Source organism: Bradyrhizobium sp. UFLA06-06, assembly GCF_054820065.1.
Genome location: NZ_JADFUD010000001.1, coordinates 310,225 through 325,317, shown reverse-complemented (window position 1 = coordinate 325,317; position 15,093 = coordinate 310,225). Strand labels below are relative to the sequence as shown.

Annotated in this window: 14 protein-coding genes; 5 read left to right on the top strand and 9 right to left on the bottom strand. The window is 64.9% G+C overall.

Features of this window, described 5'->3' with window-relative positions:
* Nucleotides 1–49: 49 nt before the first annotated feature.
* The 5 genes from IF803_RS01425 to hutI all read right to left on the bottom strand — a co-directional run bounded on the left by IF803_RS01425 (nt 50) and on the right by hutI (nt 6,682).
* On the bottom strand, nt 50–604 hold the full coding sequence (locus IF803_RS01425) for an ANTAR domain-containing response regulator (protein WP_229157895.1): 555 nt from the start codon (nt 602–604) through the stop codon (nt 50–52).
* 83 nt (nt 605–687) lie between these two features.
* Entirely contained in the window at nt 688–1,842 is a 1,155-nt protein-coding gene (locus tag IF803_RS01420; protein ID WP_035634392.1) for a transporter substrate-binding domain-containing protein, read from the bottom strand.
* A 373-nt stretch (nt 1,843–2,215) separates the two neighbouring features.
* Nucleotides 2,216–3,883, bottom strand: coding sequence for a urocanate hydratase (gene hutU, locus IF803_RS01415; RefSeq protein ID WP_461191007.1), 1,668 nt, complete (start codon nt 3,881–3,883; stop codon nt 2,216–2,218).
* A 28-nt stretch (nt 3,884–3,911) separates the two neighbouring features.
* Nucleotides 3,912–5,471: a histidine ammonia-lyase gene (gene hutH / locus IF803_RS01410; protein ID WP_461191006.1), complete on the bottom strand. Its 1,560-nt coding sequence runs from the start codon at nt 5,469–5,471 to the stop codon at nt 3,912–3,914.
* The gene (hutI, locus tag IF803_RS01405; protein WP_461191005.1) at nt 5,468–6,682 is read right to left on the bottom strand and encodes an imidazolonepropionase; all 1,215 of its coding nucleotides are present in this window, start codon (nt 6,680–6,682) and stop codon (nt 5,468–5,470) included. The genes hutH and hutI overlap by 4 nt, the downstream gene beginning before the upstream one ends.
* Before the next feature lie 85 nt (nt 6,683–6,767).
* On the opposite strand from hutI, the gene IF803_RS01400 reads away from it, so the two are divergent.
* From IF803_RS01400 to IF803_RS01380, 5 genes are all read left to right on the top strand, one after another.
* Nucleotides 6,768–8,126: a formimidoylglutamate deiminase gene (locus IF803_RS01400; protein ID WP_461191004.1), complete on the top strand. Its 1,359-nt coding sequence runs from the start codon at nt 6,768–6,770 to the stop codon at nt 8,124–8,126.
* Entirely contained in the window at nt 8,123–8,860 is a 738-nt protein-coding gene (gene hutC, locus IF803_RS01395) for a histidine utilization repressor (protein WP_461191003.1), read from the top strand. Before IF803_RS01400 ends, hutC begins: the two co-directional genes overlap by 4 nt.
* Nucleotides 8,861–9,009: 149 nt before the next feature.
* Nucleotides 9,010–9,954 (top strand): ABC transporter substrate-binding protein, encoded by a 945-nt coding sequence (locus tag IF803_RS01390; protein ID WP_461191002.1) that lies wholly within the window; start codon nt 9,010–9,012, stop codon nt 9,952–9,954.
* A gap of 78 nt (nt 9,955–10,032) precedes the next feature.
* The gene (locus tag IF803_RS01385; RefSeq protein ID WP_018270830.1) at nt 10,033–10,806 is read left to right on the top strand and encodes an ABC transporter permease; all 774 of its coding nucleotides are present in this window, start codon (nt 10,033–10,035) and stop codon (nt 10,804–10,806) included.
* The gene (locus tag IF803_RS01380) at nt 10,803–11,588 is read left to right on the top strand and encodes an ABC transporter ATP-binding protein (RefSeq protein WP_212054985.1); all 786 of its coding nucleotides are present in this window, start codon (nt 10,803–10,805) and stop codon (nt 11,586–11,588) included. Before IF803_RS01385 ends, IF803_RS01380 begins: the two co-directional genes overlap by 4 nt.
* A gap of 144 nt (nt 11,589–11,732) precedes the next feature.
* Here IF803_RS01380 and IF803_RS01375 read toward each other — a convergent pair whose 3' ends face one another.
* From IF803_RS01375 to urtD, 4 genes are all read right to left on the bottom strand, one after another.
* Nucleotides 11,733–12,083, bottom strand: coding sequence for an FmdB family zinc ribbon protein (locus IF803_RS01375; protein WP_166203954.1), 351 nt, complete (start codon nt 12,081–12,083; stop codon nt 11,733–11,735).
* A 100-nt stretch (nt 12,084–12,183) separates the two neighbouring features.
* The gene (gene fmdA, locus IF803_RS01370; RefSeq protein ID WP_050386953.1) at nt 12,184–13,413 is read right to left on the bottom strand and encodes a formamidase; all 1,230 of its coding nucleotides are present in this window, start codon (nt 13,411–13,413) and stop codon (nt 12,184–12,186) included.
* Nucleotides 13,414–13,441: 28 nt separating this feature from the next.
* Nucleotides 13,442–14,131 (bottom strand): urea ABC transporter ATP-binding subunit UrtE, encoded by a 690-nt coding sequence (urtE, locus tag IF803_RS01365; protein ID WP_050400072.1) that lies wholly within the window; start codon nt 14,129–14,131, stop codon nt 13,442–13,444.
* Between the two features lie 198 nt (nt 14,132–14,329).
* Nucleotides 14,330–15,085 (bottom strand): urea ABC transporter ATP-binding protein UrtD, encoded by a 756-nt coding sequence (urtD, locus tag IF803_RS01360; protein WP_028345151.1) that lies wholly within the window; start codon nt 15,083–15,085, stop codon nt 14,330–14,332.
* Between the last annotated feature and the right edge of the window lie 8 nt (nt 15,086–15,093).

Sequence of the window (15,093 nt, the reverse complement as noted above, 5' to 3'; positions counted from 1 at the left end):
CCGGTTGTGTCGAAAGCGGCGCTGTCGCCGCCGGCCCCGCTATTGGGGCTTACTGTTGATGATCGTAGCCAAGCAGTTCGAACGAGTCAACAATCGCCGCGGCGACTGCACTTGCCGACACGCGACGATCCATCGCCTGTCGTCTGATGAAGCCATAGGCCTCGGTTTCCGGCATCTGCCGCGTCGCCATCAGGATCGCCTTGGCGCGCTCCACCGTGCGCATCGAGCGCAGATTGTCGTCGAGCTTCTCGATCTTGCTGCGAAGCCGCCGTTCATAACCAAATTGACTGCGCGCCAGCACGAGGCTGGACAGCACTGCATTCTGCGTGAACGGCCGCGGCAGAACGGCGTTCGGCGTCGCATGACACAGCGCATCGGCGTGAACGGTTTCCGTCGCCGGCAGGATCACAACCAGCGCCGAGCGCGCATCGCCGGGAATCCACGGCAGGCGCCGCGCCAGGTCAGGAGAATATTCGCAGTACACTACGTCGGCATCGGCCGGCACGCTCTCCGGCATCGGCCAGACCTGCCGCACCCGCATCCGGAACCGCTGCAACTCGCGCAGCAACATGCCGACCTGATCGTCGACCGGCGCGACCACCACCGCCGACAGATCGGCAAGTTCCTGAACCATGGTCTTGCGTCCGCCGACGTCTCGGCTCAGCGACGGCTTACGCGACATTTCGTTCATTGGACGGTTCCTGTTTGCGTTGCACGACCATATCCGATCAGGAACGGATCCGCATGCACCGGCTCCTTCGACTGGCTGACGACATCGAACTGCCCTTGGCGGTTGGCGCGCCCGATGCGGGTCCAGAGGTCGGTATGACCCGACATCGGGTTGACGGTGACCGCACCTTGCGGTGCATCAAAGCTGGTGCCGAACACCATCGAGCGGAGCACTTCAGTGTCGAGCGAATTGACCTGCTCAAGCGCTTTGGCAAACAGATGCAGCTGGAAGTACGACGCCTCGGCGCACATGTTGGTCGAGATATCGGCGCCGAACCGCTTCTTGAAGCGCTGCACAAACGCATTGTTGGCGCTACCCTCGACGCCCTGGAAGTACGATGCCGCCGTGACATGTCCCTCGCCGACGTCGAAGCCCATGGCGGCGATTTCGGCTTCCGTCGTGGTCAGGCTGGCGATCGGCACCTGTCTTGGATCGAGCCCGACATTGGCATAGGCCTGATAGAGGAACACCGTGCCCTCGCCAACGACGGTCGAGAAGATCACGTCGGGCCTGACACGCTTGATATCCTGGATGATCGGCACAAAATCCTGCCAGCGCGCATAGACATTGACATAGCGCTCGCCAACGACCGAGCCGCCATTGCTCTTGAGCAGCTCCCGCATCACCCGGTTGGACTCGCGCGGATAGATGTAGTCCGACCCCACGAAATAGAACCGTGTTCCGAACGTATCCATCAAATAGCGGCACAGCGCGAGGCTGTTCTGGTTGGGCGAGGCGCCGGTGTAGATGACGTTGGGCGACGCCTCGAACCCTTCGTAAAGCGTCGGATACCAGAGCAGACCGTTCAGGCGTTCGACCACCGGCAGCACCGCCTTGCGGCTCGACGAGGTGTAGCAGCCGAAGATCGTGCTGACCTGATCCTCGATCATCAGCCGCTTGGCGTAATGGCCATAGGCGGCCGAGTCCGATCCGGGGTCATAGGCAACGGGAACCAGCTCGCGGCCGCAGACGCCGCCCGCTTCATTCACCTCTTCGATCGCGAGTTGCGTGCCCTGATACTGGGTCTCCTCGATGACCGACATGAAGCCGGTTCGCGAGAACAGCACTCCTATCCGCCAAGGAGCGGATGTCGTTTGGGTAAGGTTCGACATGATCAGGCCCTCGACAGAATTGGAGGGACGAGAGGGATTATTGTTCTTGTTGCTCTCGAACAGCATTGCCGGCTGCGGAAGATTGCATGCCATCTGCCGCGAGACAAGGACCCCGGCCGCTCATCCTGTCAGCGAAGCTGACGCGAAAGCAGGCAGACTAATGTGTCACCCGCGACGGATCACAGGTGCAGCGCTCCACGGGCCACCTATCTCCGGTAGCTGCACCACCGATTTCCCGTATCAAGGCATGTCCGGCCGGTCACGTCGCGTACATCAACCGGAAGGTTGAGAGCTGCGACGAGATTGCTCGTTAACCTGCGCCCGATCGGGAGATGCCGCTGAACCCGCGAACAACTCCCGATCAGGAGTCCCCTCAGCGCAGGCTGGGCAGATCGAGCCCGTTGGCGCGGGCGCACTCGATCGCCGTGTCATAGCCGGCGTCGGCGTGGCGCATGACGCCCGTCGCCGGGTCGTTCCACAGCACACGCTCGAGCCGGCGCGCCGCCTCCGGCGTGCCGTCGGCGACGATCACCATGCCGGCGTGCTGCGAATAGCCGATGCCGACGCCGCCACCGTGATGCAGCGACACCCAGGTGGCGCCGCTCGCGCAGTTGAGCAAAGCATTGAGCAGCGGCCAGTCGGACACCGCGTCGGAGCCGTCGCGCATCGCCTCGGTCTCGCGGTTCGGGCTCGCCACCGAGCCGCTGTCGAGATGATCGCGCCCAATCACGATCGGCGCCTTGAGCTCGCCGCGAGCCACCATCTCGTTGAAGGCAAGGCCAAGCCGATGGCGGTCGCCGAGCCCGACCCAGCAAATTCGCGCCGGCAGCCCCTGAAACTTGATGCGCGCCTTGGCCATGTCGAGCCAGTTGTGCAGATGGCTGTCGTTGGGCATCAGCTCCTTGACCTTGGCATCGGTCCTGAAGATGTCCTCGGGATCGCCCGACAGCGCCGCCCAGCGGAACGGTCCCACGCCGCGACAAAACAGCGGGCGGATATAGGCCGGAACGAAGCCCGGAAAGTCGAACGCCTGCTTCAGGCCCATGTCCTTGGCCATCTGCCGGATGTTGTTGCCGTAATCGAGCGTCGGGATTCCCTGCGCGTGGAAATCCAGCATGGCCTGGACGTGATCGACCATCGAGGTCTTGGCTGCCGTCTCAACGGCCTTCGGCTCGGCCGCGCGCCGCGACTCCCATTCGGCGAGCGTCCACCCCTTGGGCAAATAGCCGTTGATCGGATCATGCGCGCTGGTCTGGTCGGTGACGATGTCGGGCCGCACGCCGCGGCGCACCAGCTCGGGAAAGATCTCGGCTGCATTACCGAGCAGGCCGACCGACACCGGCCTATGGGTCTTGGCCGCTTCGGCAATGATCGTCAGCGCTTCATCGAGCGTCGTCGCCTGGCGGTCGAGATAACCCGTGCGTAGCCGCATCTCGATGCGGCTCGGCTGGCATTCGACCGCGAGCATCGAGGCACCGGCCATGGTCGCGGCCAGTGGCTGGGCGCCGCCCATGCCGCCGAGACCTGCCGTCAGGATCCATTTGCCGGCGAGACTGCCGCCATAATGCCGGCGGCCGACCTCGACGAACGTCTCATAGGTCCCCTGCACGATGCCCTGGCTGCCGATATAGATCCATGAGCCTGCCGTCATCTGGCCGAACATCATCAGGCCCTGCCGGTCGAGCTCGTTGAAATGGTCGAGCGTCGCCCAATGCGGCACCAGGTTGGAATTCGCGATCAGGACGCGCGGCGCGTCGGCATGGGTCCGGAAAATGCCGACCGGCTTGCCGGATTGCACCAGCAGCGTCTGGTCGCCTTCGAGCTTGCGCAAGGACGCGGCAATGCGGTCAAAGCTCTCCCAGTCGCGCGCCGCACGGCCGATGCCGCCATAGACCACGAGCTCGCTCGGGCGCTCGGCGACATCAGGGTCCAGATTGTTCATCAGCATGCGCAGCGGTGCTTCCGTCAGCCAGCTCTTGGCGCTGATGTCGGTGCCGCGGGGAGCACGGATGATGCGTTCGTTATCCAGTCGGCGGTTCATGACGGATGTCCCTGTCGGCTAAGCAAGTCTAAGTCAGTCTTGGAAATGGATCGGTCGGAAGCACCGTGATCGCAGCGGCGGGCAATGTGTCGGCTTCGATCAGCGATGCGGCCCGCGCGAGATCGTCGGCCATGTAGCGGTCGGCGGCGAGTGCGGGAACGTGCTGCCGCAGCGCGGCAATGACTGCCGCGAGCGGTGCGCTGGTCGCATGCGGCGCGCGTAGCGTGATGCCCTGCGCGGCGACCAGCAGCTCGATGCCGAGGATGGCGGCGAGATTGTCGGCCATGTCGGACAGCCGGCGCGCGGCATGGGCGGCCATCGAGACGTGATCTTCCTGGTTGGCGCTGGTCGGCGTGGAGTCGATCGAGCAAGGCAATGCACGCTGCTTGTTCTCGGCATAGAGCGCCGCGGCCGTTACCTCGGCGATCATGAACCCGGAATTGATGCCGGGCTCGGGCGTCAGGAACGGCGGCAGGCCGAAGTTCAAGGCGGGATCGACGAGGGTCGCGATCCGGCGCTCGCTGGTCGCGCCGATCTCCGCGAGCGCCAGCGCGATCTGGTCGGCGGCGAACGCCACCGGCTCAGCGTGGAAATTGCCGCCTGACACGATCTCGCCGGTCTCGACCAGGACCAACGGGTTGTCCGTCACGGCATTGGCTTCAATCGTCAGCCCGCGGGCGGCTTGCGCGAGCAGGTCGAGCACGGCGCCCGCGACCTGCGGCTGGCAGCGCAGACAATAGGGATCCTGCACGCGCTCGTCTCCTTCGAGATGCGATTGCCTGATGTCGCTGCCGTCGAGCAGCGCGGTCAGAGCGGCGGCTGCAGCGATCTGCCCCTCATGGCCACGTAGAGTCTGAATCTCTGGGCGAAACGGCACCGTCGACGCCATCGCCGCATCGACCGACAACGCACCGGTCACCAGCGCGGCGCACGCCAGGCGATGCGCACGCAGCAGGCCGGAGATGGCATAGGCGGTGGAAAACTGCGTGCCGTTGATCAGCGCGAGCCCCTCCTTGGGGCCGAGCGTCAACGGTGCGAGGTCGGCAGCGGCCAGCGCTTCGCGGCCCGGCACGGCTTTGCCATCAAGGATTGCCTGCCCCTCCCCGATCATGACCGCGGTCATATGAGCAAGCGGCGCCAGATCGCCGGAGGCACCGACCGAGCCCTGCTGCGGCACCAGCGGAGTGACGCCGCGCGCCAGCATGCCCTGCAACTGCTCGATCACCTCGCGGCGCACACCGGATGCGCCGCGACCGAGCGAAATCACTTTCAACGCCATCATCAGGCGCACGATCGGCTCGGGCGTGTTCGAACCGACTCCGCAGCAATGCGACAGGATGAGGTTGCGCTGAAGCAGCGCTGTCTGGTCGGGCGCGATGCCCGTCGATGCCAGCTTCCCGAAGCCGGTATTGATGCCGTACACGGGAATGTCGATGCGCGCGGCCTTCGCCACGATATTCGCGGCCGCCTCGACGCGCGGCCAGCACGATGGATCGAGCACGATGGGCGCGCCGGCGAGCACGCGCGCCAGGACGTCGAGGCCGACGGTTCCGGGCGTCACGACGACAGGTGCATCCCGATCGTTCATTGCCCCCTCCACACCCGGCTGTGTAGCGGGTTGAAGCCGATACGGTAGACCAGTTCGGCCGGACGCTCGATGTCCCAGATCGCCAGATCGCACCACTTGCCGGCCTCGAGCGTGCCGGTCTCGGCGAGCATGCCCAGCGCACGCGCGCCTTCCCGCGTCACCCCTGTGAGGCATTCGGCGACCGTCATCCGGAACAGCGTTGCACCCATGTTCATCGCCAGCAGCAGCGAGGTGAGCGGCGAGCTGCCCGGATTGCAATCGGTTGCCAGCGCCATGTTCACACCGTGGCTACGAAACAGCTCGATCGGCGGCTTGTGCGTCTCACGAATGAAATAGAACGCGCCGGGCAGCAGGACCGCCGTTGTCCCCGCCTTCGCCATCGCGGCGGCACCGGCTTCATCGGTGTGCTCCAGATGATCGGCCGACAGCGCGGAGAATTTTGCGGCCAGCGCCGCGCCGCCGAGATTGGACAGCTGATCCGCATGCAGCTTGACGGGCAGTCCCAAAGCGCGCGCCGCCTCGAACACCCGTGCCGTCTGCTCTCCGGAAAACGCGATCCCCTCCATAAAGCCGTCGACGGCATCGGCAAGGCCGGCCTTGGCCACGGCCGGCAGCATCTCGTTGCAGACCAGATCGATGTAACGGTCCTTGTCGCCATTGGACTCCAGCGGCAGCGCATGCGCTCCGAGGAACGACGTGCGGATCGCAACCTGCCGCAGGCGCGAGAGGCTGCGTGCGGCGGCCAGCTGCCGCATCTCGGTCTCGGCATTGAGGCCATAGCCGGACTTGATCTCGACGGTGGTTGCGCCTTCGCCGATCAGCGCGTCGAGCCGGGGCAGCGCGCCGGCGACAAGCTCGGCCTCGGTCGCGCTGCGCGTTGCCGCGACGGTCGAGACGATGCCGCCGCCGGCGCGCGCGATCTCCTCATAGCTTGCGCCTTTCAGGCGCAGCTCGAACTCGTGCGCGCGGTTGCCGCCGAAGACGAGATGGGTGTGGCAATCGACGAGCCCAGGCGTGATCCAGCGGCCGGCGCAATCGAACCGTTCAACGGCGTCCGCATCCACGGGAAAATCCGATTGCGTGTCGGCATAGACGATGCGGCCGTCGCGCGCCGCGATCAGCCCCCGCTCGATCTCGCCGAGATCGGTGCGGTCGCTGCGCATCGTGGCGAGCCGGGCGTTGTGCCAGATACGGTCGAAGCGCTCTGCCATGCGATCGTCCCCTCGATGTGGGATGCTTGACTTATATGTCTAGACATATAATCGTGTCCGGGTTCTGTCCAGCCGGCGTGGAAAAATGACACGACTGCATTTCGCATTCGCGCTGCTGCCTTCGGGCTGGGCCAATGACGTGCAGGTCGTCGTTGTCGATGGCGCGATCGCCTCGGTGACGGCGGGCGTCGCGCCTGCCGCCGGCGACGAACGTCACCAACTGGCGGTTCCGGGATTGGCGAGCCTGCACAGCCACGCGTTTCAGCGCGGCATGGCGGGCCTCGCCGAACTGCGCGGCGACACGACCGATACGTTCTGGACCTGGCGCGAGACGATGTATCGCTTCGCGCTGACCATGACACCGGACGACGTCGCCGCCGTTGCCACCCTGCTTTATGTCGAGATGCTCGAGCGCGGCTTTACCCGCGTCGGCGAGTTCCACTATCTGCACCATGATCGCGACGGCGCGCCCTACGCCAATCTCGCCGAGATGGCCGTGCGCATCGCAGAGGCCGCCAGCGCCTCCGGCATCGGGCTCACGCTGCTGCCAAGTTTCTATGCCCACAGCACATTCGGCGGCGCCGCACCGCATGCCGGGCAGCGCCGCTTCATTTGCTCGGTCGATCAGTTCGCCGCGCTGATGACTGCCTCGCGCGAGGCAATCCGAGATCTACCTGACGCCAACATCGGCATCGCTCCGCACAGCCTGCGGGCAGTAGCACCCGACGAGCTCGCAGCCATCATTCCGCTTGCCAAGGCGGACCCGATCCACATCCACGCAGCCGAACAGGTGCGCGAGGTCGAGGATTGCCGCGCCTGGTCGGGACAGCGGCCGGTGCAATGGCTGCTCGAACATGCCCCCGTCGATCGGCGCTGGTGCCTGATTCACGCGACCCACATGACGGAGCAGGAAGTCACAGCGCTCGCCCGCAGCGGCGCGGTTGCCGGCCTTTGCCCCGTCACCGAAGCAAGTCTCGGCGACGGCATCTTTTCCGCGCGCGAATTCCTCGCGGCGGGCGGCCGGTTCGGCATCGGAACCGATTCCAACGTGCAGGTCGGGGTTGCCGACGAACTTCGCCAACTCGAATACGGTCAGCGGCTGAAGCACCGCGAGCGCAATGTGCTCTCGGGGCGTCCTGGCGCATCCACCGGCCGCGCGCTGTTCGACCAGGCGCTCGCGGGCGGCGCGCAGGCTCTGGCACAGACCAAGGCCGGGCTGGTGCCCGGCGCGCGCGCCGACATCGTCAGCCTCGACACCGCGCATCCGTCGCTGGCGGGACGGTCGGGCGATGCGGTTCTCGATGGCTGGCTGTTTGCGACTGGCAGCGACGCGATCGATTGCGTCTGGGCCGGCGGCGACAAGGTGGTCGCGGGCGGACGGCACCGGCTGCGCGACAAGGCGCGCGAGCGGTTCAATGCAAGCGTGCGGAGGCTCGTCGCATGAGTCTCGAGCAGGCCAAGCCGAATGCAGCCGGCAAGCCGACGCTCTACAAGCGCATCCGGCTCGACATCGAGACCCGGATCCTGACCGGCGAATGGCCGCCCGGGCATCGCATCCCGTTCGAGCACCAGCTGATGGCGCGCTATCGCTGCTCGCGCATGACGGTGAACAAGGCGTTGTCGGAACTGGCGCGGGCCGATTTGATCGAGCGGCGGCGCCGTGCTGGCACCTTCGTGCGCCGTCCGCAGCATCTGTCGGCGGTGCTCAAGATCGCCGACATCCGCGCCGAGATCACCGCGCTCGGCCGCAGCTATGGCTATCAGCTGATCGATTGCCGGCGCCGTACCGCGACATCAGCCGATCGCGCCCGGCTCGGCATGGACAAGGCCGGCAAGGTGGTCGCGATCGCCTGCCGGCACAGTGCGGACAACGTGCCGTTCGCCGTCGAGGACAGGCTGATCGATCTCTCCACGGTTCCGGAGGCCGCAAACGCGGACTTTGCCCGCGAGCCGCCAGGATCGTGGCTGCTGCATCATGTGCCGTGGACCGAAGCCGAGCATACGATCAGCGCCGTCGTCGCCGACGATCGCACGGCCGAGGCGCTCGACATCGCGGTCGGCGCGCCCTGTCTCGTGATCGACCGCTACACCTGGCGCAGCGCGCGCACGGTAACTGCGGTGCGGCTGCATTATCCGGGCGAGACGCATCGCCTGGTGGCTCGCTTCAAGGGAGGCTGAGGGCAGCTTGCGCGGCATATTTCATGCAATGCATCATGGGCCATCATCCGCCGACATGCTTCATGCGGCAATCCGCCGCGACTGACGTGAAGATCACTGGCGTGACGACATCAACAGGGTTCAATCCATCGTTCAAGGGGTCGACAATCATGCGTTCGTTCAAGCTATTGCCCGCAATCGCAGCCTTGCTCGCGCCCACCGCCGCGTTCGCGGATGACGTCAAGGTGGGCGTCGGCATCTCTGGTTGGACCGGCTTCGCGCCGCTGACGCTCGCCAGGGAAGCCGGTATCTTCAAGAAGAACGGCCTCGACGTGACCTTGAAGAAGATCCCGCAGAAGGACCGGCATCTCGCGATCGCCTCGGGCGACATCCAGTGCGCGGCGACGACGGTGGAGACCTGGATCTCCTGGAACGCCAATGGCGTCGCGACCAAGCAGATCTTCCAGCTCGACAAGAGCTACGGCGCTGACGGCATGGCCGTGCGCAACGACGTCGCCGCGATCAAGGACCTGAAGGGCAAGACCGTCGCGGCTTCCGCGCCCGGCACGTCGCCCTACTTCGCGCTGGCCTGGATGCTGAAGAAGAACGGCCTCTCGGTGAAAGACGTCACCGTGGTGAATCTGGAGCCCGCCGCCGCGGCGCAGGCTTTCGTCTCCGGCCAGAACGATGCCGCGATGACCTACGAGCCTTATCTGTCGACGGTGCGCGCCGCGCCCGACAAGGGCAAGATCATCGCGACCACGCTCGACTACCCGATCGTGATGGATACCTTCGGCTGCACGCCGAAATTCCTGACCGACAATCCCAAAGCGGCGCAGGCGCTTGCCAACAGCTATTTCGAGGCGCTCGACATGATCGCCAAGGACCAGGCCAAGTCCTACGAGATCATGGGCGCCGACGTGAAGCAGAGCGGCGAGCAGTTCGGCAACTCGGCAAAGTACCTGCGCTGGCAGGACAAGGCCGCCAACCAGAAATTCTTCGCCGGCGACTTCCTGACCTTCAACAAGGACGCTGCCGAGCTCCTGCTCGAGGTCGGCATCATCAAGGCCGCGCCGAAGGTCGAGGACCTCTACGACGCAAGCTTCATCAAGTAACGCAGCAACCATTTCGGCCGGTCCCGTCTCGCGACACAGCGAGCGGGACCGGCGCATAAGATACGCCCGGATCATTTGATGCGTCCTCTCGAGCCCACGACATCGAAGCAGCGCGTGGCCTATGGCCTCGCCTTCTTCGTGCTGTTCGTCGCCCTCTGGTCCTGGGCCACGTTCGGCGGCCACGTGTCGAAGACTTTCCTCGCCAACCCGCTCACCATGGTGCAGGAAGGCTATGAGCTGCTCGCCAAGCAAGGCTTTCTGTTCGACATCGGGATGACGATCTGGCGCGTGATCGGCGGGTTTGTGCTTGCTGCCGTCATCGCGGTGCCGCTCGGCGTTCTGATGGGAGCCTACAAGCCAATCGAGGCCTTTCTCGAACCGTTCGTGTCCTTTGCGCGCTATCTGCCGGCATCCGCCTTCATCCCGCTGCTGATCCTGTGGGCCGGCATCGGCGAGTTGCAGAAGCTGCTTGTGATCTTCATCGGCGCGGTGTTTCAGATCATCCTGATGGTGGCGGTCACCGTCGGTGCCACCAGGCGCGACCTGGTCGAGGCCGCCTACACGCTCGGCGCCCGCGACCGCGGCATCATCCGCCGCGTACTGCTGCCCTCCGCCGCGCCCGAGATCGCTGAAATCCTCAGGCTGGTGCTGGGCTGGGCCTGGACCTACGTCATCGTGGCCGAATTGATCGGCTCATCATCGGGCATCGGGCACATGATCACCGACAGCCAGGCGCTGCTCAACACCGGCCAGATCATCTTCGGCATCATCGTGATCGGGCTGATCGGTCTGATCTCCGATTTCCTGTTCAAGGCCTTCAACGCCTGGCTGTTCCCGTGGAAGCTCGCATGACCGCGCTCAGGATCGATCAGGTCTCGCGAACCTTCCCCGCCCGTGCCGGCAACGCGCCGACGAGAGCGCTCGAGCCGACCACGCTCGACGTCGGCGACAACGACTTCGTCACCATTCTCGGCCCCTCCGGCTGCGGGAAATCCACCCTGCTCCGGATCATCGCCGGGCTCGATCGGCCGACCAGCGGGCGCGTCACGCTCGACGGGCGCGAGGTCACGGGCCCCGGCGCCGACCGTGGCATGGTGTTCCAGTCCTACACCCTGTTCCCCTGGCTGACGGTGCGCGAGAACATCGCCTTCGGCCTGCGCGAGCGCGGCGTTGCGCAAGGCGAGCGCCACGACATCGCCGATGCGTTCATCCGCCGGGTCGGGCTATCGGGCTTCGAGAATCACTGGCCCAAGCAGCTGTCGGGCGGCATGCAGCAGCGCACCGCGATCGCCCGCGCGCTGGCCAACGATCCAAAGATCCTGCTGCTCGACGAGCCGTTCGGCGCGCTCGACAACCAGACCCGCGCGCTGATGCAGGAGATGCTGCTCGGGATCTGGGAGCGCGACCAGAAGACGGTGCTGTTCGTCACCCACGACATCGAGGAAGCGATCTTCCTCGGCAGCCGCGTCATCGTCATGAGCGCGCGGCCCGGCCGCATCAAGGCCGAGATCGCGGTCGACCTGCCGCATCCGCGCTCCTACAAGATCAAGACCACGCCTGAATTCGTCGCCCTGAAGGAGCGGCTGGTCGAGGAGATCCGCACCGAAGCCCTGAAGGTCGCCGAACAGGCCTGAGAGCCTGTTTCTCCTTCATGCCCGGCCTTGTGCCGGGCATCCACGTCTTCGCTTCAATCGGACAAGAAAAACGTGGATGGCCGGGACAAGCCCGGCCATGACGAAGCAGCGCCAGTTGAGGAAAGCCGACGATTGGCTGCACTGTCAGTGGCTGATCATCCAGGGCCGCGCGGTCGGAAAGCCCTTGGCGCCGCTCTTGGTCTTGGTCATCAGCCGCGCCGGCTTCTTCTTTCCCGTTGTCGAGCAGCAGCCGCAGCCCGGGCCATGCGCGGCCTTGTACTGGTCGAGCGTCTTCGGCGCGTGCCGGCTCTGCTCGTTGGTGGCATGCGCCTTGCGCTTGTCCGAGGGCATGCAGAAGAACGCCGGTGCGGTCAGGATCACGCGCGGCGACGTCGTCTCGCATTGCGGGCAGTCCTGCGGCAGGTCGCATTCCGCCATCGGCCGCATGTCGGTGAAAGGACCGCAGTCGTTGCAGAGATATTCGTAGATCGGCATTTCCCTAATCCTTGCGCAGTCGTGTGACATCCGGCGATGGATGCGGGGCGGCCAATACGCGGGCCGTCCCGCACCCTTCGCGCAGGGATCACTCAAGGGATCATTTGTCGGGCGAGATCGGCATCTGCACGTCGCCCTTGATATGCTTGATCGGTCCCGCCGACGACGGCATGACGTCGAAGTCGAAGATCTCCGTCGGCAGCCACAGCGTGGCGCAGGCATTCGGCACGTCGACCACGCCGGAGATATGGCCCTGGCACGGCGCGGTGCCGAGGATCGAATAGGCCTGGGCGCCGGAGTAGCCGAACTTCTTCAGATATTCGATCGCGTTCAGGCAGGCCTGACGGTAGGCGATGTGGACGTCGAGATAATGCTGCTTGCCGGCCTCGTCGACCGAGATACCCTCGAAGATCAGATAGTCCTTGTAGTTCGGCGTGATCGGCGACGGCTTGAACACGGGGTTCTTGATGCCGTATTTCGACACGCCGTCCTTGATGACATCGACCTTAATGTGCAGCCAGCCGGCCATTTCGATGGCGCCGCAGAAGGTGATCTCGCCGTCGCCCTGGCTGAAATGCAGATCGCCCATCGAGAGCCCGCCGCCCGGCACGTAGACCGGGAAATAGATCTTCGAGCCGCGCGACAGATCCTTGATGTCGCAATTGCCGCCATGCTCGCGCGGCGGCACGGTACGGGCGCCCTCGAGGCCGATCTTGGCCTTGACGTCGCCCTTGGCCTGGCCGGCATGGGCGGTCGGCGCGAACGGCGGATTGGCGAGGCCCGGCACGCGGGTCGGGTTGGTCGCGATCAGCTCGGCTTCGCGCTTGTTCCAGGCCGCCAGCATCTTGGCATCGGGCAGACAGCCGATCAGGCCGGGATGGATCAGGCCGGCGAAGTTGACGCCGGGGACGTGACGCGACGAGGTGTAAAGGCCCTTGATGTCCCAGATCGACTTCTGCGCCAGCGGGAAATGGTCGGTGAGGAAGCCGCCGCCATTCTGCTTGGAGAAGAAGCCGTTGAAGCCCCACAGGCTCTCCTTCAACGGACCAACGTCGAGCAAGTCGACGACGAGCAGATCGCCGGGCTCGGCGCCCTTGACGCCGATCGGGCCGGACAGGAAGTGCACAATCGACAGATCGATGTCGCGCACGTCGTCGGCGGAATCGTTGTTCTTGATGAAGCCGCCGGTCCAGTCGACGGTCTCGATGATGAAGTCGTCGCCGGGGCTGACCCACTCGACGATCGGAACCTCCGGATGCCAGCGGTTGTGGATCTTGTCGTTTTCATAGGCCGACTTGCTGAGATCGACCTTGATCAGTGTATCTGGCATCGCGATGCTCCCCTTGGGTTACTGATAGTTAGACGGACAGGTACTTAGAAATCTGCGCGGCATCGACGCTGGCGCGTGGATCGTCGCGGACGATCTCGCCGTTCTCGATGACGAGCACGCGGTCGGCGATGTCGAGCGCGAAGCTCAGAACCTGCTCGGAGACGACGATCGACAACCCCCGCTCATCGCGGATCCGCTTCAGGGTACGCGCCATGTCCTTGATGATCGACGGCTGGATGCCTTCGGTCGGCTCGTCGAGCAGCAGCACCTTCGGCTTGGTCGCCAGCGCCCGGGCGATCGCGAGCTGCTGCTGTTGCCCGCCCGAGAGATTGCCGCCGCGGCGGCCCTTCATCTCGAGCAGCACCGGAAACAGCTCGTAGATATCGCCGGGCACTTCGGAGCCGCCGGACACCACGAGCCCGGTCTCGATGTTCTCCTTGACCGTCATGGTGGAGAAGATCATGCGGCCTTGAGGGACGTAGGCGAGCCCCTTCGCCACCCGCTCGTAGCTCTTCATCGCGCCGAGCTCGGTGCCGTCCATGGTCACCTTGCCGCTCTTGGCCGGCAGGATGCCCATCAGCGACTTCATCAGCGTGGTCTTGCCCATGCCGTTGCGGCCCATGATCGCGACGATCTCGTTGGGCGCGACCGAGACGTTGAGGCCGTGCAGCACCTCGCTCTGGCCATAGGCGACATGAAGATCATTGATTGCCAGCATCGACAGCTCCTAGAACCGGGCACTGTTCTTCACCTCTCCCCTTGTGGGAGAGGTCGGATCGCATCGCCCGATGCGATCCGGGTGAGGGGTTGCGCTCTCTCTTGGGACCTGAAGGCCCTCACCCGGCGCTGCGCGCCGACCTCTCCCCGACGGGGAGAGGTGAACTGAGTTCGCGGCTCGACCGATCCTGATCATCCGTTAGTGGCCCAAATACACTTCGATGACTTTCGGATCGTTCTTGACGTGCTCCATCGTCCCCTCGGACAGGATCTGTCCCTGGTGCAGCACCGTGACCTTGTGCGCGATGTCCTCGACGAACTTCATGTCGTGCTCGATCACCAGCACCGAGCGGTCCTTGATGATGCGGTTGAGCAGCTCGGCGGTCTTGGCGCGCTCGGACACGCTCATGCCGGCGACCGGCTCGTCCAGCATCAAGAGGTCCGGATCCTGGATCAGCAGCATGCCGATCTCGAGCCACTGCTTCTGGCCGTGGCTGAGCTGGTCGGCAAAGGTATTGAGCTTGTCCTTCAGGAAGATCATCTCGGCGACCTCCTCGACCCGCTGCTTGACGGTGTCGTCGCGCTGGAAGGTCAGCGAGCCGAACACGGTGCGGCCACGCGGGAAGGAAATCTCGAGGTTCTCGAACACGGTGAGATCCTCGAACACCGACGGCGTCTGGAACTTGCGCCCCACCCCGGCCTGCACGATCTCGTTCTCGCGCAACCTGGTCAGCTCCTGGCCGCGGAACTGGATCGAGCCTGACGTCGCCCTTGTCTTGCCGCAGATCAGGTCGAGCACCGTGGTCTTGCCGGCGCCGTTCGGGCCGATGATGACGCGGATTTCGTTCTCCTCGACATAGAAGGAGAGATCGTTGACGGCCTTGAAGCCGTCAAAGGACACGGTGAGACCGGAGACCGCGAGCAGGAAGTCCTTGGGCTGATGGCCGACGAGCATGATGATCC

What these genes read in the sequence shown, in the direction of transcription:
- IF803_RS01420 (WP_035634392.1), bottom strand. Translation starts at nt 1,842, where the DNA reads ATGTCGAACCTTACCCAAACGACATCCGCTCCTTGGCGGATAGGAGTG.
- hutU (WP_461191007.1), bottom strand. Translation starts at nt 3,883, where the DNA reads ATGAACCGCCGACTGGATAACGAACGCATCATCCGTGCTCCCCGCGGC.
- hutH (WP_461191006.1), bottom strand. Translation starts at nt 5,471, where the DNA reads ATGAACGATCGGGATGCACCTGTCGTCGTGACGCCCGGAACCGTCGGC.
- hutI (WP_461191005.1), bottom strand. Translation starts at nt 6,682, where the DNA reads ATGGCAGAGCGCTTCGACCGTATCTGGCACAACGCCCGGCTCGCCACG.
- IF803_RS01400 (WP_461191004.1), top strand. Translation starts at nt 6,768, where the DNA reads ATGACACGACTGCATTTCGCATTCGCGCTGCTGCCTTCGGGCTGGGCC.
- hutC (WP_461191003.1), top strand. Translation starts at nt 8,123, where the DNA reads ATGAGTCTCGAGCAGGCCAAGCCGAATGCAGCCGGCAAGCCGACGCTC.
- IF803_RS01390 (WP_461191002.1), top strand. Translation starts at nt 9,010, where the DNA reads ATGCGTTCGTTCAAGCTATTGCCCGCAATCGCAGCCTTGCTCGCGCCC.
- IF803_RS01385 (WP_018270830.1), top strand. Translation starts at nt 10,033, where the DNA reads ATGCGTCCTCTCGAGCCCACGACATCGAAGCAGCGCGTGGCCTATGGC.
- IF803_RS01380 (WP_212054985.1), top strand. Translation starts at nt 10,803, where the DNA reads ATGACCGCGCTCAGGATCGATCAGGTCTCGCGAACCTTCCCCGCCCGT.
- IF803_RS01375 (WP_166203954.1), bottom strand. Translation starts at nt 12,083, where the DNA reads ATGCCGATCTACGAATATCTCTGCAACGACTGCGGTCCTTTCACCGAC.
- fmdA (WP_050386953.1), bottom strand. Translation starts at nt 13,413, where the DNA reads ATGCCAGATACACTGATCAAGGTCGATCTCAGCAAGTCGGCCTATGAA.
- urtE (WP_050400072.1), bottom strand. Translation starts at nt 14,131, where the DNA reads ATGCTGGCAATCAATGATCTTCATGTCGCCTATGGCCAGAGCGAGGTG.
- urtD (WP_028345151.1), bottom strand. Translation starts at nt 15,085, where the DNA reads ATGCTCGTCGGCCATCAGCCCAAGGACTTCCTGCTCGCGGTCTCCGGT.